The sequence below is a fragment of the Flavobacterium sp. FG68 genome (assembly GCF_057808895.1).
Genome location: NZ_JBMDIY010000029.1, coordinates 1 through 13912, shown reverse-complemented (window position 1 = coordinate 13912; position 13912 = coordinate 1). Strand labels below are relative to the sequence as shown.

At 33.1% G+C, this 13912-nt stretch carries 12 protein-coding genes; 8 read left to right on the top strand and 4 right to left on the bottom strand.

Annotated features, from left to right (window positions below):
* Positions 1 to 229 precede the first annotated feature (229 nt).
* Positions 230 to 2641, top strand: coding sequence for a S9 family peptidase (locus ACODSB_RS17400; protein ID WP_488937983.1), 2412 nt, complete (start codon positions 230 to 232; stop codon positions 2639 to 2641).
* 103 nt (positions 2642 to 2744) lie between these two features.
* Here ACODSB_RS17400 and ACODSB_RS17395 read toward each other — a convergent pair whose 3' ends face one another.
* The 3 genes from ACODSB_RS17395 to ACODSB_RS17385 all read right to left on the bottom strand — a co-directional run bounded on the left by ACODSB_RS17395 (position 2745) and on the right by ACODSB_RS17385 (position 5014).
* Positions 2745 to 3695 carry an ABC transporter ATP-binding protein gene (locus ACODSB_RS17395; protein WP_488937982.1) on the bottom strand — a complete coding sequence of 317 codons (951 nt, stop codon included), beginning with the start codon at positions 3693 to 3695 and terminating at the stop codon, positions 2745 to 2747.
* Between the two features lie 105 nt (positions 3696 to 3800).
* The gene (locus ACODSB_RS17390) at positions 3801 to 4496 is read right to left on the bottom strand and encodes a YiaD family glycine zipper/OmpA-like lipoprotein (protein ID WP_053472441.1); all 696 of its coding nucleotides are present in this window, start codon (positions 4494 to 4496) and stop codon (positions 3801 to 3803) included.
* A 17-nt stretch (positions 4497 to 4513) separates the two neighbouring features.
* Positions 4514 to 5014, bottom strand: coding sequence for a lipocalin family protein (locus ACODSB_RS17385; RefSeq protein ID WP_053472453.1), 501 nt, complete (start codon positions 5012 to 5014; stop codon positions 4514 to 4516).
* Positions 5015 to 5216: 202 nt separating this feature from the next.
* Between ACODSB_RS17385 and htpG the strand changes: the two genes are divergently transcribed.
* The 7 genes from htpG (at position 5217) to ACODSB_RS17350 (ending at position 13731) form a co-directional block, all read left to right on the top strand.
* Positions 5217 to 7100, top strand: coding sequence for a molecular chaperone HtpG (gene htpG, locus ACODSB_RS17380; RefSeq protein WP_053472442.1), 1884 nt, complete (start codon positions 5217 to 5219; stop codon positions 7098 to 7100).
* A gap of 197 nt (positions 7101 to 7297) precedes the next feature.
* Positions 7298 to 7651 (top strand): hypothetical protein, encoded by a 354-nt coding sequence (locus tag ACODSB_RS17375; protein WP_488937981.1) that lies wholly within the window; start codon positions 7298 to 7300, stop codon positions 7649 to 7651.
* The gene (locus ACODSB_RS17370; RefSeq protein WP_488937980.1) at positions 7648 to 8949 is read left to right on the top strand and encodes a hypothetical protein; all 1302 of its coding nucleotides are present in this window, start codon (positions 7648 to 7650) and stop codon (positions 8947 to 8949) included. The genes ACODSB_RS17375 and ACODSB_RS17370 overlap by 4 nt, the downstream gene beginning before the upstream one ends.
* 224 nt (positions 8950 to 9173) lie before the next feature.
* Positions 9174 to 10445: a patatin-like phospholipase family protein gene (locus tag ACODSB_RS17365; protein ID WP_488937979.1), complete on the top strand. Its 1272-nt coding sequence runs from the start codon at positions 9174 to 9176 to the stop codon at positions 10443 to 10445.
* A gap of 124 nt (positions 10446 to 10569) precedes the next feature.
* Positions 10570 to 11391, top strand: a complete 822-nt coding sequence (locus ACODSB_RS17360; RefSeq protein WP_488937978.1) for a hypothetical protein — start codon at positions 10570 to 10572, stop codon at positions 11389 to 11391.
* Positions 11392 to 11524: 133 nt separating this feature from the next.
* A complete protein-coding gene (locus tag ACODSB_RS17355; RefSeq protein ID WP_488937977.1) occupies positions 11525 to 12259 on the top strand; it encodes a DUF4369 domain-containing protein in 735 nt (244 codons plus the stop codon).
* Positions 12260 to 12474: 215 nt separating this feature from the next.
* On the top strand, positions 12475 to 13731 hold the full coding sequence (locus tag ACODSB_RS17350; protein WP_488937976.1) for a hydroxymethylglutaryl-CoA reductase: 1257 nt from the start codon (positions 12475 to 12477) through the stop codon (positions 13729 to 13731).
* A 1-nt stretch (position 13732) separates the two neighbouring features.
* Here ACODSB_RS17350 and ACODSB_RS17345 read toward each other — a convergent pair.
* Positions 13733 to 13912: hypothetical protein (locus tag ACODSB_RS17345; RefSeq protein ID WP_488937975.1), on the bottom strand; the 180-nt coding region annotated here is incomplete at its 5' end.

Genomic DNA, 13912 nt, shown 5'->3' with positions numbered 1-13912 from the left:
TTTACGTATACTTTAAAACATAAGAGTACAAAATACTATTTTTTTCGGTATTAGCAATTTAATATACTTTAATTATCAGACTGTTTAAAAACAATTACTTTTTGAAAAACCAGTTTATTGAGGAATTCATTGAAAAGAATGAAAAATAAGATTTAAAATGTAACAAGACTAAAGTATCTTAGACAAACATTTTGAATACCATTTTTTTTAAACCCAAAAAATTCAACTCATGAAATTAAAGGTTACGTTGTTCTTATTTTTAAATATAGGTTTTTTCTCTTTTGCTCAGGAGAATTTAACTTACCAAAAACCTTCTAAATCTATTTTAGATCTGGCCGATTACCAAAGAGCTCCAACCGTTTCAATGGATACAAAAAAAGAAAATATGCTTTTATTGTACCGAAACACATACAAAACGCTCGACGATTTAAATCAGGACGAAATTCGTTTAGCCGGAATACGAATTAATCCGGTTACGAATATATCAAGCACTATAACATATGTTACCAATTTAAAACTTAGAAAAATAAATGGTAAAGAAGAAACTCAGGTTTCTGGCTTGCCGCAAAATCCAAAAATCGCGAATATTCTTTGGTCGCCAAACGATAAAAAAATCCTGTTTTCTCACACTACAAATACGGGTGTTGAACTTTGGGTTTTGGATGTAGCATCGGCGCAGGCCACAAAACTTACAGAAGCAACTGTAAATGCCAATCTGGGAAATCCGTTTAACTGGTTTTCAGACAACGAAACGATTTTGGTAAAAATGCTTCCAAAAAACAGACAGCCGCTTTTAGATTCTAAAAAAGATTTACCAACCGGACCTATTATTTCAAACACATCTGGAGAAAAATCTCAAAACAGAACCTATCCTGATATGTTGAAAAACAAAAATGACGAAGCTAATTTCGAAAATAGTGTTACGTCTGAATTATACAAAGTCAAATTAGATGGTGATGCTGTTTTATTTAAAGAAGCTGCGATGTTTGCGGGCGAGAAAATTTCGCCAGACGGCAATTATATTATGCTGACTACCATTCAAAAACCATTTTCGTATGTGGTGCCTTTAAACAGATTTCCTTCTAAAACGATTGTTTACGACATTAGAGGAAAAGAAATAAAAACGGTTAACGAAGTCCCGCTGAATGAAATTATGCCAAAAGGTTTTATGGCTGTTCGAAAAGGAAAAAGGGAAATGGCCTGGAGAAATGACAAACCTGCAACATTATCATACGTAACAGCTTTAGATGAAGGAGATCCTGCAAACAAAGTAGATTTTAGAGACGAAGTTTTTCTTTGGGATGCGCCTTTTGATAAAGAAGCTTCATCATTAGTTAAAACACCACAACGTTTTAATACCATTACTTGGGGAAATGACAATGTTGCCGTTGTTTCTGATGAATGGTACGATACCCGAAATGAGAAAACGTATTTGATAAATCCTTCAGATGCAAATCAACAGCCAAAATTAATAACTGATAGAAATTCACAAGATGTTTACTCTGATCCCGGCGTTTTCGAAACCAGAAAGAATGAATACAACAAATATGTTTTAGCTCTTGAAAAAGATAATTTATACCGAATTGGAGATGGCTACACTAAAGATGGCCAGTTTCCTTTTGTTGATGAATTTAATTTAAAAACACTAAAATCAAAACGTGTTTATACTTCGCCTTACAAGGATAAAAAAGAAGAAATTTTAGAAATTGAAGATTTTAAATCAGGTAAAGTTCTGGTTCAGATTCAATCCAAAACAGAATATCCAAATTACTTTTTCAGAAACATTAAAAAACCAAATAGTTTAACTGCGATAACAGATTTTAAAAACCCGTTTGAAAGCATTAAAAACGTCAGCAAAGAGGTAATTAAATACAAACGTAAAGATGGACTGGAACTTTCGGGAACTTTATATCTTCCTGCAGGTTATGACAAGGCTAAAAAAGAAAAACTGCCTTTATTAATCTGGGCTTATCCGGCAGAATATAAAGACAGAAACAGCGCTGGCCAGTCCACTCAAAATTCAAATGAATTTACGTTTCCGTATTATGGATCGTTTGTGTATTGGGTTACAAAAGGATATGTTGTTTTAGATGATGCTGCTTTCCCAATTATTGGCGAAGGAACTACAGAACCAAACGACAATTTTATCTCTCAATTAGTTGATAATGCCGAAGCTGCAATTAATGCTGTAGATGCTCTGGGATATATTAACCGTAAAAAAGTTGCCATTGGGGGACATTCTTACGGTGCATTTATGACTGCAAATTTATTGACCCATTCTAATCTTTTTGCTTGCGGAATTGCTCGAAGCGGTGCTTATAACAGAACACTGACGCCTTTCGGATTTCAATCTGAACAACGTAATTACTGGGAAGTACCAGAAGTTTACAATACTATGTCACCATTTATGAATGCCGAAAAAATGAAAACGCCAATTTTATTGGTTCATGGCGAAGCTGATAATAACCCGGGGACTTTTACTTTGCAGACAGAACGTTATTTTCAGGCTTTAAAAGGTTTGGGAGCGCCTGCAAGAATGGTAATTTTACCGAAAGAAGCACATGGCTATGTAGCCAAAGAAAATATCCTGCACTTACTTTGGGAACAAGATCAGTTTTTAGAAAAATATTTAAAAAACTAATTTATTCTTAAACGACTATAAAAAGTAAACCCGACAGTTTCAAAAACTTGTCGGGTTTACTTTTTTTAAAGATCAAAAATTATCTAATTGGCAAATTACCTCATTAAAGATAATTCAGGCCAAGAAATATTTCATGTTCAAGCGGTAAATCAATTTCACTTTCGAAAAATATTAACTGCCTTTTATAAACGGTTTCAACTAAATAATGGCCTCCCCTAAAATAAGTTCTTCTAATTTTTACCGGAAGTTTAGATTCTGAAACCATTTTAAACTGATGCGGATACACTAATGTTTTATGGGTTTCATCTTCGTACGGAAGCAATAAATGTGTGGCGACCTCATTTACTTCTCCAAATAACGAAGCTACATATTTAGTCTGCGGGTCTTCATATATTTTTGCAGGATCGCCTTTCACGATAATTTCTCCGTGTCGCATTACAATCGCTTCATCTGCAAAAGATAAAGCATCTGTACTGTCATGCGTTGCAATAATGCAGGTGATTCCTTTTTGTTTTAAATATTTAAATAAGTTTCTGCGTAAAGCATTTTTACGAAAAGCATCAATCTGGCTGAAAGGTTCGTCAAGCAAAATTACTTCTGGTTCTAAAGCCAAAACTCTCACCAAAGCTACTCTCTGCTGTTGTCCGCCGCTCAAAAATTTAGCTTTAACATTAGAAAATTGTTCCATTTCTACCATCTCTAACAATTCCTGAACACGAAGTTTTTTCATGTTTGCAAAACCGTTTGAAAGAAACTTTCCAACATTTTCTGCCACAGTTTCATATGGAGACAAATCGAAATCCTGCGCCAGATATTTCATATAAGGCATTCCCGGAATCAAATTGTATTTTGGCCCCAGAATAGGTTTTTCGTTATAAAATATTTTACCTTCATCTAAATCGAACAAACCGTACATAAGCTTTAACAGCGTACTTTTTCCACAACCGCTTTCGCCAATAATGGCAATATTTTCGCCTTTATTGATCGAAAAAGAAACATTATTTATAACTGGTTTATCAGTATACGAAAAAGATATATTTTGAATATCAAGCATGTGTTGTAATTAGAGAGGTCAAATTTACGATGTTTAATTTCTAAAGTCAAAAAAAAGCTGCTTCAATTATGAAACAGCTTTTTTTATATTTTATTTTATCTGAAATTACTTTCCAGCTTCAGCTTTTGCATCGTTAACCATTTTGTCATTTGCTGTAATAGAGAATTCAACACGACGGTTTTGGGCTCTTCCTTCCGGAGTATCATTTGTTGCAATAGGATCAACAATACCTAAACCTGAAGTTTTAAAACGGCTTGATTTTAATCCTTTTGAAACTAAATAAGACTGTACAGAAGCAGCTCTTTGTCCAGAAAGTGTCAAATTATATTCTGGTTTACCTGTATTATCAGTATAACCAAAGATTTGAATATCAGTATCTCCGTACTCATTAAAAACAGGAACTAATTTATCTAAGTTTGCTTTTGCCTGAGGAGTTAAAGTTGATTTGTTTGTATCAAAACGAACAGCGTTCTCATTTAAAGTTAAGTGAATCCCTTCACCTACTCTTTCTACAGACGCACCTGGTAAAGCCTGATCAATTTCACGGGCTTGTTTATCCATTTTGTTACCAATTAAGGCTCCGGTTCCACCACCTACAGCAGCTCCAATTGCAGCTCCTAAAGCAGCGTTTCCGCCTTTTCCTAAATTATTTCCTAAAATACCTCCAATAATACCACCGGCAACTACACCAATTCCGGCACCTTTTTGAGTATTGTTTGCGTTTTTAACTGAATCGCAGCTTGTAAATAAACTAACTAATACAAGTAAACTACTTAAACCTAAAACTGTTATCTTTTTCATTTTTATCCTTTTTAATATTAATTAGCTCTTTGAAATTGGTACGTAACATCTTTTGTTTGTCCGCCAACATTGATATTGTCGATTAACTGAAAAGAGTTATCCGTTAAACCTGCAACTTTTAGTAAATACCCAGATTTTACATTTTTAGATTTCAATCCCGGATCTACAATTTTTAGAACAAAAAGTCCCTGATTGTTAATACTCCAAACAATTGGAGAAGTAAAAGCTGTACAATTTGGAGAATTTAGATTCATTGTACCTTTGTTATTATTTGAAATAAAATTCCAGGTACTGCCAATAAAACATTTAGAATCTGCAAGATCAAATGAAGTTACTTTAATATAATCAGAACCTGCATAAGATACATTAGTAAGTACCCAGTTCCCTTTAATAGCGACTTGAGTAGGTCTGTCAAGTTTAGTCGAAAGCGTTGTTGCTTCTGTTGAAGCTGTAGACGAAGATGATTTGCACGCGAATAACACTGTAGCAATCATGCAAATGAAAATTATTTTCTTCATTTTGTACATTTATTTAAGTTAATACTTACACCTTTAACAATTAGTGTACCACAAATATACGATTCATTAAAATATTAACAGTTCCAAAATCTAATTATTTTCTTTCAAAATTAACATTTACGACAATTTGTCACCTAAAAAAAATTGGTATTTTATTTGACTAAATGAAAATCATCAAGTTAAATTCAAAAAATAAAAAAATATGACAACAGGTAAAATTAATGTTTCAGTAGAAAACATCTTTCCCTTAATCAAAAAGTTCTTATACAGCGATCACGAAATCTTTTTACGTGAGCTGGTTTCAAACGGAACTGATGCTACATTAAAGTTAAAACATTTAATTAGTATTGGCGAAGCAAAAGTAGAATATGGAAATCCGGTTATCGAAATTAAAGTAGATAAGGAAGGAAAAAAAATCCATATTATCGACCAGGGATTAGGTATGACAGCTGATGAAGTTGAAAAATACATCAACCAGGTTGCTTTTTCCGGAGCTGAAGAATTTTTAGATAAATACAAAGATTCTGCAAAAGATTCTGGAATTATTGGTCACTTTGGTCTTGGTTTTTATTCTGCCTTTATGGTTGCAGAAAAAGTAGAAATCATTACAAAATCATACAAAGATGAACCTGCTGCACACTGGACTTGTGACGGAAGCCCTGAATTTACTTTAGAGCCGGCTGACAAAACTTCACGTGGTACAGAAATCATTTTGCACATTGCTGAAGATTCTTTAGAATTTTTAGAAGATTCTAAAATCAGCGGTTTATTGAATAAGTATAACAAGTTCATGCCTATTCCAATTAAATTTGGAACAAGAACAGAAACACTTCCAAAACCAGAAGATGCTCCGGAAGATTACGTTAATGAAACTATCGAACTTGATAATATCATTAATAACCCAAATCCGGCTTGGACAAAACAACCTTCTGAATTATCTGATGAAGATTACAAAAACTTCTACAGAGAATTGTATCCAATGCAGTTTGAAGATCCTTTGTTCAACATTCACTTAAACGTAGATTATCCGTTTAACTTAACTGGTATTTTGTATTTCCCAAAGTTAGGTTCAGACATGCAAATCCAGAAAGATAAAATTCAATTGTACCAAAACCAGGTTTACGTTACAGATAACGTAGAAGGAATTGTACCTGAATTTTTGACCATGTTAAAAGGAGTTATCGATTCACCGGATATTCCGTTAAACGTTTCTCGTTCTGGTTTACAAGCAGATGGTGCGGTTAAGAAAATCTCTAACTACATTACGCGTAAAGTAGCCGATAAATTGAAAGCTTTATTTAACGAAAACCGTGCTGATTTTGAAGCAAAATGGAATGATATTAAAATCGTTTTAGAGTACGGAATGCTTTCTGAAGATAAATTCTACGAAAAAGCAGGTGCGTTTGTTTTATATCCAACGGTTGACGATACTTATTTTACTTTAGAAGAATTAAAAGAAAAACTAAAAGAAAACCAAACGGATAAAGATGGTAAATTAGTTATTCTGTATGCTGGTAACAAAGATGCACAGCACTCTTATATCGAAGCAGCAAAAGAAAAAGGATACGAAGTATTGCTTTTAGATTCTCCAATTATTTCGCATTTAATTCAAAAAATTGAAGGCGATAACAGTGATTTGACTTTTGTTCGTGTAGATTCTGACCATATTGATAATTTAATCAAAAAAGACGAAAACACGATTTCTAAATTATCTGATGAAGAAAAAGCAGCATTAAAAACTTCATTAGAAGCTTATATTCCTAAAGCATACAGCGTTCAGCTGGAAGCTATGGACAGCCAGGCAGCTCCATTTATTATTACGCAGCCAGAATTTATGCGTAGAATGAAAGAAATGAGCCAAACAGGCGGCGGCGGAATGTTCGGAATGGGAAATATGCCGGAAATGTACAATTTGGTTGTAAACACTAATTCTGATTTAGCTTCAAGTATTTTAAATACCGAAGATAAAACGCATCAGGAACATTTGGTAAAACAAGCTTTAGATTTAGCTAAGTTATCTCAAAACCTTTTAAAAGGTGAAGCATTAACTGCTTTTGTAAAAAGAAGCTTTGAAATGATCAAATAAGATTAAATAATAATCTCTCCAAAAGCCTGCAAGTTTTTACTTGCGGGCTTTTTTATTTTACGCTGAAACGGTTAATTATTAAGTGTGAGTTAATTCTTTAAAAAACAAGTATTTGTACGTACCTTAAAAATGATATTTTATGTAATTTTATTTCGAAATATAACAACCTCAGAAAAAACATTTAACTAACCAAAACTATGAGAAAAATATACCGTTACGAAAAATTATCGTACACAGCCGAAGCAGAAGAAGAAATTACTTTTGAAGTCAAATTCATATCGGATGGAAACATCGGTCATACCGTAATTAACATTCCTGGAAATAATGATCCGGAAATTGCCAATTCTGGAAAAGCAGTATTAGGAAATATAGAATCCCTTCTCTCAGAAAAAACATTTGTCGTTTCAGATATCGCAAATCCAATACCACAAGAAGACAAAATAATTATTGAATATTACATCAACGAAAAATTATTAAAAAGCCATAGTAATGATAAAAGTGAAACAGATCGTCCTTATGTCATTTTAACAATTAAATTTTCTGTAAAATGAAAAATTGGATATTAATTTTCCTGATTTCTTTTGGTACAATACAGGCTCAAAAAAAACTGGACGCACTTACCACTCCTTCATCTCCTGCGGCATCAATTTTAGGCATGCAGCCAAGTTCTATAATACAGCCTAAATCATATCGTGCTTTAGAAGCTGCACTTTTTACAAACTTTAGCGATAACAATGGCAACAGTATAATTCCTAACGATTTTGGCTTAGAATTTATGCCTTACTGGGCCACAGATCACGGCATTACAATAGAGGGATATCTTTATCCAAAAATCAATCTGAACCAAATCCTCCGAAATTCTTCTTTTTCGGTAGCTTCAACTCAAAATTTTTTACTGCAAGACAGTACAAAAACAAAAAGTATTGCTCTCGGGTATCGCACATCGATATTTTTTGGAAATGCGCAAGACAAAGAAATTATCAAACAACATATTGATAAACTTACTATCAACCAGCGCGTAGGTTCAAAAATCATGTCTAGACTTATTGAACTTGAATCTAAATTTCATTATAAAACAAAAGAAGAATATTTAACCGCTGTTCATGATTCTGTAACTATTCGTATTAATGAGGTTTTAGGTAAAAAATCAATAAAGCAAGCCGAAGAAATAACCAAAAACATCTACGATGCTGCTGAAAACCTCTCTTTTGACGAAAATAATACAGATGCGTTTTTTACTTCTTTTTTAGAATTAGTAGAATCTAAAATGATGGGAAGTTATGAGGAATTTAAAACTTACATTAAAGAACGACAAGGATTTAATATTGATTTTGCTTACGCATTATCACTAAATTTCCCTACCAATGATTTTGAATATTCACAAGTACCGCGACAATCATTTTGGATAAATCCATCTTATAAATTCTCAGATAAAATTAGTTTTCTAAAAGCAATTGGCGTTTTACGTTATGAGTGGTACAATAAAAAATACTTCGAAAAATATTTCCCTGACACACAGGTTTATAAAAACAACTTTGATTACGGATTAGCAATATTAGGTGAGTTTAAAAAATTCTCTATAGAATTTGAAGCAACCGGCAGAAAAAGCAGTTCTCTCTCGGCCGCTGGTACAGATGGTTCTGGTAATACTTTGTATACAAAAGAAACAGCATCTGATTTTCAATACATAGGTACATTTAGCTACAGACTCACAGAACAAATTGCTCTATCGTATCAAATTGGAAGTTCGTTTAAACCTATATTCACAACAAACGGTACATTGATTTCACTACTTTCTCTAAACTTTGGTTTTGGAGGACCTAATACAACTGATGTTACAAAAGATTAGAACATAGCAAGATTCTATTTTAAACCACTAAGGACAAAACTCAAAATCCTGCAGATTAATTTCTGCGGGATTTTTTGCTTTATACAAATTTCAAAAATCTTAAAAAAGGGTAATTCTCCCCTTTTATGCCGCTAATCGAATTTGTATTTTTACATACCTGAAAATCAAACAATTAAATAAAATTGTTTTGTAAAAACAAATCATAAACCTAAATACTGGAAATCATGGAGAAAACGAAATTTACAGAAAACGGTGAAGTCTTAGCGATCATAAAAGATTTAAAGGAACAAATTAAAGAGAAGAAAAAGAAATTCTCAGATATTGTAGATGCAAACGGTAAAGAATATGTAGATTTAGTTCAGGAAGGCGGCGGCGTTCTCGGCGTTGCATTGGTTGGATATGTTTATGTTTTGGAACAAGTAGGAATTCGGTTTTTAAGTTTAGCCGGAACTTCTGCCGGAAGTATTAATACCATGCTTATGGCGGCTGCCGGACCAATTGATATTACAAAGTCAGAGTGGATTTTAGAATGTTTATGTAATAAAAATTTATACGATTTTGTGGATGGCGATCATGATGCCCGAGAATTTATTGACGCCTTATTAAGCGATGCCGGAAATCTTAAATTAGTTATGAAAGGCTGTCAGGTAGTAGATAATTTTAAAGATGATTTAGGATTAAATCCCGGCACTAATTTTCATCAATGGATGACTAATTTGCTTTCGCAGAAAGGAATTAAAAATTATGGCGATTTAAAAGCGCTGCGTGAAAAAGGGGTTTCAAACGACAATAAATTATTTAGAATTAACAAAGTAAAACTTGGTGACAAAGAAGATTATACCAGAAAAGATCATTGGAGTGAAATAGCGATAATAACCGCAGATATTACTACAGAAAGCAAAATTATTTTCCCAAAAATGATTGACTTGTTTTATTCTAATCCGGATGTTCAAAATCCTGCCGATTTTGTGAGAGCTTCTATGTCAATTCCACTATTCTTTACTCCATTTAGGATTAAAAATATTCCCGGCGGTATTGAAGCCTGGAACAAATGGAATGAAGCAACCTGTTTACGCGCTTCCGTTCCGTCAGAAGTTATGTTTATGGATGGCGGGATAATTTCAAATTTTCCTATTGATATTTTTCATGAAAATATGAATGTTCCGGCATCGCCTACTTTTGGCATAAAACTCGGATATGATAAAAATGAAATCAACAAAAACGAAAAAATCACCAATGTGATAAGCTCTATGTTTGACACCGCGAGATTTGGTTATGATTCAGAATTTTTAAGAAAAAATCCCGATTTTAAAAATCTGATAGGATATATTGATACCGGAAACCACAACTGGCTGAATTTTAATCTTACTGATGATGCAAAAATTGATTTGTTCATTCGCGGAGCGCAAAAAGCGGCAGAGTTCTTAAACAAATTTGATTGGGAAGAATATAAAAAAATCAGAAAAGCCAAAAGCGAATATTACAAAACCGTTTAAAAACAGTTGATTTACAAATAATTAAAAACCAAAATCCTGAAAATAGAATTTTCAGGATTTTTTTTGTGAATTATTTTTTTTATTACATTTGAATGCCTTTAATCTAATCTTAAACAAAACCAATATGAAAAAAACGGCTATTTTACTTTCTGTAATGTTTGCTTCGGCATTTATTTATGTTTCATGTTCGAGCAGCGATGAAGTTGTTAATCAGGCAGACACAACTGCTGTCAGCGCATCTGTTGTAATTGACGCTATAAATGAAATGGATATTAAAACAGGATTGACTGTAACGAATACAAATCCTGCGGCAAAACCATCTGAAGCTTCTCCCGAAGCTTGCTACAATATTGCGGTTGCAACTCCAAACGGAACTCCTTATCCAAAAGTTTTTACTGTTGATTATGGTACAGGCTGTACGATAAATCAAATTACAAGAAAAGGAAAACTAAAAATTACGCTTTCTGGTCCGGTAATTACAACCGGAAGTAAAATGACGATAGAAAGAATCGATTATTCTATAAACGGATTTAAACTGGAAGGAACTATAGAATATACTAACACAACTACTGTTGCAGCTGTACCGCAATGGAGCAGAAAAGTAACAAACGGAAAATTTACAGATTTACTGGGAAGAGTTTTTACAAATTCAGGAATACACACCATAAAACAAACTGCCGGTGTTGATACTCCATACGTATTAGAAGATAATATTTATGAAATGCCTGAAGGAACTCATACTGTAACTACAGAAAAAGGAGGAGCTTTGACTTTAACTGTACAGGAAACCTTAGTTAAAAAATATTCCTGCGATTATGTTTCTAAAGGAAAATTAAAAATTCAGGGCGGATATTTAAATGGTGTTATTGATTATGGAAACAATGACTGTGATGCCAAATATACGTATACGCATGAAGATGGAGCGATTTACACTTTAGTAATGTAACCAATTCATTTTTAAAAAAATATACAGATCCCAATTTAGAAATAGATTGGGATTTTATTTTTTAGAAAAATTAACGGTGACTTATTTACATTCAAACTATTTTCTTTATTTTGCACCAAAATCCAATAAACTAATGAAAAAATCAATTATTGCCTTTGTTACTCTTGCACTGCTTGCATCGTGTAGCAAAAAAGAATCTGCTGCAGACAACTTACACCTTACAGGAAATATAAAAGGTTTAAAAACCGGAACTTTATATATTCAAAGAATTGTTGATACATCGCTTGTTGCTATCGACAGTGTTAAAATTGACGGAAATGCTTCTTTTGAAAGAGATATTAAATTAGAATCTCCAGAAATGCTTTATCTGTTTCTTGATCGCGGCGTAACGAATTCTTTAGACAATAATATTTTATTTTTTGCTGAACCGGGAAATATCAATATTGACACTAATCTAGATAATTTCATTTCGAGTGCAAAAATTACCGGATCTAAAAATCAGGAGTTATTTGAAGAATACAAAAAAGTAAATTCTCGTTTTATTGATGAGAATCTATCAATGGTTGAAGCAAGATTTAAAGCAATTAAAAGACAAGATCAAAAAGCGATTGACAGCATTGGCGCTAAACAACAGTCAAATATCAAAAGAAAATATTTGTATGCTACAAACTTCGCCATTAACAACAAAGATCACGAAGTATCACCTTATATTGCTTTAGCAGAGATATATGATATTAATATCAAGTTTCTTGATACAATTCAAAAATCAATGACTCCAAAAGTAGCACAGTCACTTTACGGAAAAAAGCTTACCAAATATGTAGCTGAAATAAAAAAAGAAGAACAAAAAACAAGCGTAAGTAAATAACAAACAATAACTTACATTTAAAAATACTCGGTTTGAGTCAAAGTTTAATCCTGTTTTATTTAATAGAACAGGATTTTTTTATGCCTTTTTTCAAGCTTTAATCAAAATTAACATAAATATCTGACAATTAAATAATTATGAATTAAAAAGTCAGAATTTACATCGTTAATAAGTTGATTTGTAATACCTTAGCTGCAATCTTAAAAAAATAAGCTATGAAAAACTTAACCAGTAATATCAGTCGTCCAAAATATGATTATATAGATTCATCTGTTTTAGATAAATTGGAATCTTACGATCATCAACTTTCAAAAGCAGAAAGAATACCTGATCAGGATCCATATTCTATAAATGGTCAAAAACTACGTTTGAATTTCATACGAAGTAGACTTAATTTAGACATGGACTTCATATCAGGTGAAAAAGTATTTAATAATAACGAAAGCCTAAAAGGCAATATTGAAAATTATATTGGAATGAGCCAGATTCCTACCGGAATTGTTGGTCCATTGATACTTAACGGAAGCGTTGCGCAGGGAGCTTTTTACATACCGCTTGCTACTACTGAGGGTGCACTTCTTGCCTCTTACAACAGAGGCGCAAAAGCATGTAGGGAATGCGGACCAATAACCGTTATTACACTTCAGGAAGGTGTACAAAGAACACCAACTTTTAAATTTAAAAACTTACTTGAGGCAGGAAAGTTTTCATCATGGGTTATGGATCACACCGAAACATTTTCAGCCTTAACCAGAGAAAGCAGTAATTACGCCATTTTAAACGATGTAAATGTAAATATAGAAGGCAATATTTCAATTTTAAGATTAGAATATACCTCTGGCGATGCATCAGGTCAAAATATGGTTACGATCTGTTCTGACAGGATATGCCAGTTTATACTCGAAAACTGCCCAATAAAACCTGTATTCTGGACTATTGAAGGTAATTTTTCGGGAGATAAAAAAATAAGTCCTTTAAACACAAGAGTTCGCGGAAAAAAAGTTACTGCTGAAATCGTGTTAAAAGAAGAGATTATTAAATCAGTATTAAAGACTACTCCGGCATTATTGTATGAACAATGGCGAATATGTGTTTCGGGTGCAAAAAAAGCCGGCGTAGTAGGGAGCGGCATGCATCCTTCTAACGGACTTGCGGCTTTGTTTATTGCCTGTGGACAGGATGTTGCCTGTACAGGTGAAGCTTCTGTTGCCGTTACAAGAATGGAAATAATCGAAAACAACGACATTTACTTTGCCATCACCATGTCTAATATGATTGTTGGCACAGTTGGCGGCGGCACTTCATTTCCTACCCAAAAAGAATGTCTTGAACTATTAGGCTCCTATGGCGCAGGAAAAAGCGGTAAACTTGCCGAAATCGCAATTGCTTTATGTTTAACAGGTGAGCTGTCAATTTTTGCAGCAATGTCTTCAGGACAATTTACAGCTGCTCATCAAAAATTAGGGAGATAAATTAATTAAATCCTAAAAATTTAAATTCCAAATTCCAATCTGTAACATGAAGTTTGGAATTTGGAATTTTTATTCTTGGAATTTTCGTTTTTGAGCATAAAAAAACCATCACAATCTGTGATGGTTTTTTTGAGCCGATAGAGGGACTCGAACCCACGACCTGCTGATTACAAATCAGCTG

Coding starts and splice junctions, on each gene's coding strand:
- ACODSB_RS17360 (WP_488937978.1), top strand. CDS start 10,570: ATGAAAAAAACGGCTATTTTACTTTCTGTAATGTTTGCTTCGGCATTT.
- ACODSB_RS17355 (WP_488937977.1), top strand. CDS start 11,525: ATGAAAAAATCAATTATTGCCTTTGTTACTCTTGCACTGCTTGCATCG.
- ACODSB_RS17375 (WP_488937981.1), top strand. CDS start 7,298: ATGAGAAAAATATACCGTTACGAAAAATTATCGTACACAGCCGAAGCA.
- ACODSB_RS17365 (WP_488937979.1), top strand. CDS start 9,174: ATGGAGAAAACGAAATTTACAGAAAACGGTGAAGTCTTAGCGATCATA.
- htpG (WP_053472442.1), top strand. CDS start 5,217: ATGACAACAGGTAAAATTAATGTTTCAGTAGAAAACATCTTTCCCTTA.
- ACODSB_RS17350 (WP_488937976.1), top strand. CDS start 12,475: ATGAAAAACTTAACCAGTAATATCAGTCGTCCAAAATATGATTATATA.
- ACODSB_RS17390 (WP_053472441.1), bottom strand. CDS start 4,496: ATGAAAAAGATAACAGTTTTAGGTTTAAGTAGTTTACTTGTATTAGTT.
- ACODSB_RS17400 (WP_488937983.1), top strand. CDS start 230: ATGAAATTAAAGGTTACGTTGTTCTTATTTTTAAATATAGGTTTTTTC.
- ACODSB_RS17395 (WP_488937982.1), bottom strand. CDS start 3,695: ATGCTTGATATTCAAAATATATCTTTTTCGTATACTGATAAACCAGTT.
- ACODSB_RS17385 (WP_053472453.1), bottom strand. CDS start 5,014: ATGAAGAAAATAATTTTCATTTGCATGATTGCTACAGTGTTATTCGCG.
- ACODSB_RS17370 (WP_488937980.1), top strand. CDS start 7,648: ATGAAAAATTGGATATTAATTTTCCTGATTTCTTTTGGTACAATACAG.